The following is a 5046-nucleotide window of genomic DNA, read 5'->3' on the forward strand; positions in this document are numbered from 1 at the left end:
GGGGGGGGGGAAACCCTTTTTTCCCGAAAGGGTTTTGTGCGTGGGTGGGGAAAAAAAGGGGGGGGGGGGGGGGGGGGGGGGGGGGGGGGGGGGGGCCTTCCCCCCCCCCCCCCCCCCCCCCCCCCCCCACTCGCGTAACACGACCTCCTGTGCTGCGAGCCGTCGGGAGGGATCGGGCGTATCGGGCGCATCGCAGGGTACGTGAGTGATGCACCGGCCCCGCAGACCCAGCAGCGGAACTCTGCGCCTCCTGTCTGCGGGGCCGATGCCCGCCTCCCTCCCGCGACGCAGAGGCCGGACGAGCCTCCGGCGCCTCGCCCCGGCACAGGCCGGGCATCCCGTGCGCCCTCCCGCGAAGCCCCCGGCGGCGCTCCCGCATATCTCCGCCCGGCGACCGGTTCCTCAACGGTGATGGCGTTGTCGAACCCGTTCGCAAGGGTGCTGGTGTGCGGCAGGGCGCCGTCGGGCGGGGTGCGGGAGGCGGCATGGGGGCGGGGTCGGTGGACGGCTGGGAGGGCGGCGTCGACCGGGAGGGCCGGCGGGACCACCGGGACATCCGGCGACGGCTTGACCGGGGCGCCGATCCGGAGGCGCTGCCACCGTGCGGAGGACGGCCCCTGTACCGGTCCGTGGCGTTCGGCTCGGCCGAGATTGCCGTGGAGCCGACCGGGCGCGTCGCCGGCGTGGACGCCCTGCCGAGCCATGTCCGTGGCCCTTCTCGTCACGGGCAGCCCGGGGGCAGCCGCCACCCGAGCCGGACGAAGCCTAACCCCCGGAAGGACGACGGGAGTTGAGCTGTCTCCGAGCGCGCGTGCTGCGCTCGGTGCGCAGCTCCACCACGACCCCGGCCGGGCCGAGCAGGGCCTCCAGCGTGTCGGCGAGCCGCTGCGGGTCGCCGCCGAACGGAAGCGCGAGCCGCTCCCGGACTCCCCGCAGGACGAGTTCCAGCGCGCCTGTTGTGGAGACCTGCCGCCCGCGAGCGGCCGGGCATTGCGTCAGGCCATGCGGTGTCGGACCTCTGATCAGCGTTTCCAGCGACGCCTCCCAGGCGCCCTTTGCAGGGCCGACCGGAGCCGCCCGCCGCCGGCCTCACGTAGGTCGAAGACCACGAGGCCGGCCATGGGGTGGGACGGCACGCATATACCCCCCGGGGGTACTTGACGTCGGTTACGTCGCCCCCGTAACCTCCACACCAGGACGACAGATACCCCCCTGGGGTATAACTCGGATCGAGGAGCAACCCATGTGCACGACATCCACGGCATCGCAGAACGCCCCTACCGCGGCAGTTGTCCGTGCGGGCACCGCCGGCGACAACGGCCTGCCGGACTGGCACCTGCGCGGTGAATGGTTCGATGTGTGCAGCTGCTCGCTGCCCTGCCCCTGCACCTTCGCGCAGTCGCCGACGAACGGGTCCTGCCTCTTCACCCTCGTCTGGCAGGTGCACGAGGGGCACTTCGGGGATATCCGCCTCGATGGCCTGGGTGTGGTCGCGCTCGGCGAGTTCGCCGGGAATATGTGGGTCGGCGACCCGGAGGCGACCATGAAGGTGATGCTCTACATCGACGCGAAGGGCGACCAGGCCCAGCGCGACGCGCTCGAGCAGATCTTCGCCGGACATGTGGGCGGCTGGCCCGGCGAGTTCGGCTCCCTCATCAGCGAACTGCGCGATGTGCGGTACGCCCCGGTCCACTTCGACGCGGCCGAGGATCTCTCGTACTGGCGAGCCGAGGTATCCGACAAGGTGGCCGTCGGCGCCAAGGCCCTCACCGGCCCCACCGCCGACCCCTCCCGCCGTGTCCAGCTGATCAACGCCCCGGGGGCCGAGGTCGGTCCCGGCCAGATCGCCACCTGGGGTGTGGTCGACGCTGATCACTCGGAAGGCTTCGACTTCTCCCGCCCGTATCGCGGGGGATCGAGCAAGCACTTCCCCTTCGACTGGCGTCCCTGACCCTGGTCCTCGAACGCTTCCGCCTCCGGCGGAACGATGTGACCGTCAGCGCGGACGTTCGCCACTGCTGCCGAGCCGTCCGCGCGGCCCAATCGGCGCTCTGGGTGTGCCACCCGGTCGTCGCAGCCCAGTACCACCCCGGAACGTGACACCCAATCCCGAGGCCGGCGAACAGGCAGGCCGGCACCGACACCTCCGAACCCGGACGTCGCGCAATCCAGCATGGGACACCGCCCCCCATCGACGTCCTCACCCAGATCAGCGCCGCCGGCCTGCGCCCTGCAGGAAGTCGCCCCGGGGCTCCTGGGCGACCACGTGCACGGCTGCGTCACGAACGCCGCCCGCACCGACCCCGCCCCGTCCGAAGAGAAGTGCGCAAAACTCGTCGGCTCCCTGCGGCGCGCTCTGCGTCCGTAGCCATGCGGCGAAGGCGACGGTCCTTCACCGCTGGCCGCTCCGGCCCCGCACTTACCCCTGCCGGGTATATACACTGGTGATCAGCTGTTTCGCCTCGAGTATGGATGGAAGCCATGACGACAGCCGCCCATCGGCCCGGTGCCTGCGGCGCCGCGCTCCGGTGGACGCGCGCTGCCGTCATCGCGTTGGTGGCCGCGCTCGCCGTCGTCATCCACCACGAGACGGCCGGCGCCATCACGCACGCGCCACCTGCCTGGTCCTCGGCGGGCATGCACCACACGGCGGCGCCGGCGATGTCCGGCCACATGAGCGGTCATGCCGTGCTGTCCGGCGGCACGGCTCCGACCGCGGCGCACGACGATAACGGTGCGTGCTCCAGCGCGGCGATGCAGCACTGCTCCGCCGCCGGGGTCGACAGCCTGAAACTCGCGCCTCCACACCAAAGGGCGCCCGCCGGCGCTCCGGCTGTCCCCCCTGGCGCTGCCGCCGGTCGGCACGTCCCCGGCACCACAGGCCGGGCACCGCCCGATCTTTCCGTCCTGTCCCGATTGCTGCTGTAGGCCGCGTCCACGGCCGCACGCGCTCAGGCGTGCGCTCGGCCGTGCCCACACGCGAGTCGAAACCAACAGCACTGTCGAGACGAAGGACCCCTGTCGTGACCATCATGAACCGCCGCTCCCTCCTGTTGTCCGGGCTCGGCGTCGCCGGCGCGGGGGCGCTCGCCGCCTGCAGCGCCTCCAGCAGCACGCCTGCCCTGGTCAGCCCCTCTGGGTCGGCCGTCGCCGTCGCCGACAAGAAGCGCACCCAGACCGGCAGGACACACGATGTGGCCTTGACCGCTACGCAGGCCAGGGCCGGCCTGGGCGCCGGGATCACCGCCAGGACCTGGGCCTTCAGCGGCCAGGTCCCGGGCAAGGAGCTCCGTATCTCGGCCGGTGACACGCTGGCCGCCACACTGTCCAACCAGCTGCCCCGGCAGGCGACCACCTCCATCCACTGGCACGGCATCGCCCTGCGCAACGACATGGACGGCGTACCGCCGGCCACTCAGACCGCCGTGCGGGCAGGACGCAACTTCACCTACCGGTTCACCGCGGACGCTCCCGGTACCTACTTCTTCCACCCGCACGTCGGTGTACAGCTCGACCGGGGCCTGTACGCGCCGCTGATCGTGGAGGACCCCAGGGAGCCGCTGTCCTACGACGAGGAGTGGGTAGTCGTCCTCGACGACTGGCTCGACGGCGTTACCGGCACCCCGGACGACGTCTTCGCCGAGCTAGGGCACGGCATGGGCGGGATGCACATGAGCCACGACTCCACCAGTCCGTCCAGCTCCTCCGACCACGACATGGACGACATGGGTGGCATGGACATGAGCGGCGGCATGGACGGCATGAGCAGCTCCCCGTCCGCCTCCTCCCTCAGCGGGGGCATGGGCGGGAAGTTCATGCTGATGGGCGCCCAGAGCCCACTGCTCGGGGGCGACGCCGGAGACGTGAGGTACCCGCATCACCTGATCAACGGGCGCGTTCCCACCGACCCGGCGGTCTTCCGCAGCAAGCCGGGCAAGCGCGTCCGGCTGCGCCTGATCAACGCCGGCGGTGACACCGCCTACCGGGTCGCCCTCGGCGGCCACAAGCTGACCATCACCCACACTGACGGCTTCCCCGTCCAGCATCAGCGGGTCGACGCCCTGCTGATCGGCATGGGCGAACGCTACGACGTCCTCGTCACCCTGGACGACGGCGTATTCCCCCTGGTGGCGCTGGCCGAGGGCAAGAACGCCACCGGCATGGCCGTCATCCGCACCGGCTCCGGCAGCACCCCGAAGGCGAACGCCCGTCCGAGCGAACTGGACGGCATGCTCATGGCCGCATCGCAGCTGCGCGCGGCGGACGACGTCCGGCTGGCATCGAAGAAGGCCGACCGGGTTCACCGCATCGAGCTGACCGGCAGCATGATGACCTACGACTGGGCCATCAACGGCCGGCGATTCGACATGAACAACCCGACCGCGCATCCGGTCACCGTCGAGGAGGGCCAGCGGGTCCGGCTCGACTTCGTCAACACCACCACCATGTGGCATCCGATGCACCTGCACGGCCACACCTACCAGCTCGGCAGCAGCGGACCGCGCAAGGACACCACGATCGTCCTACCGAAGAAGACTGTGTCGGTGTACTTCGACGCAGACAACCCGGGCCAGTGGATGCTGCACTGCCACAACGCCTACCACGGCGAGGCGGGCATGATGGCGCTGCTTGCCTACCAAGGCTGATCCCCTGCAGGCCCCTGCGGTGCCGGATCCAGCCCCAGAGACCGAGTTCAACGGGGAGGTCCGGCATCGCCGCTGCCGGAACAGCCCGCCGTGCTGCACGGACACCGAGCAGGGATCGTCCAGGGCCCCACGCCCCTGGGGCGGCCATCCAACCTTGGGTGACAAGCCTGGCTTGCAGGGCTTGCCCGGCGGGCAGGGCTTATCGTCGACGACGACGGTGACGGTGGCCTGAGCGGGCGCGTTGACGACCGGGGTGCCCACGGGTCGGTGCCGGCCGCTTGCGCCACGTTGGTGATGGCGCACTTAGAGGTCCTAACAAAGGCGTTGGACGTGGCGGTAGGTGATGAGGCAGGTGGCGAGGCCGAGGAAGGCTTCGTGGATGTCGTCGCGTCGTTCCCAG

General features: G+C 70.8%; 3 protein-coding genes. All 3 read left to right on the forward strand.

The window, feature by feature from the left end; translation table 11 throughout:
• Window positions 1-1243 precede the first annotated feature (1243 nt).
• The 3 genes from ACZ63H_RS38325 to ACZ63H_RS38335 all read left to right on the forward strand — a co-directional run bounded on the left by ACZ63H_RS38325 (window position 1244) and on the right by ACZ63H_RS38335 (window position 4646).
• On the forward strand, window positions 1244-1951 hold the full coding sequence (locus ACZ63H_RS38325) for a DUF1326 domain-containing protein (protein WP_469873082.1): 708 nt from the start codon (window positions 1244-1246) through the stop codon (window positions 1949-1951).
• A gap of 530 nt (window positions 1952-2481) precedes the next feature.
• Window positions 2482-2928 (forward strand): hypothetical protein, encoded by a 447-nt coding sequence (locus tag ACZ63H_RS38330; protein ID WP_469873083.1) that lies wholly within the window; start codon window positions 2482-2484, stop codon window positions 2926-2928.
• 95 nt (window positions 2929-3023) lie between these two features.
• Window positions 3024-4646, forward strand: coding sequence for a multicopper oxidase family protein (locus ACZ63H_RS38335; RefSeq protein ID WP_469873084.1), 1623 nt, complete (start codon window positions 3024-3026; stop codon window positions 4644-4646).
• The last annotated feature ends 400 nt before the right edge of the window (window positions 4647-5046 follow it).

It is taken from the genome of Streptomyces sp. NPDC104831 (assembly GCF_055583025.1).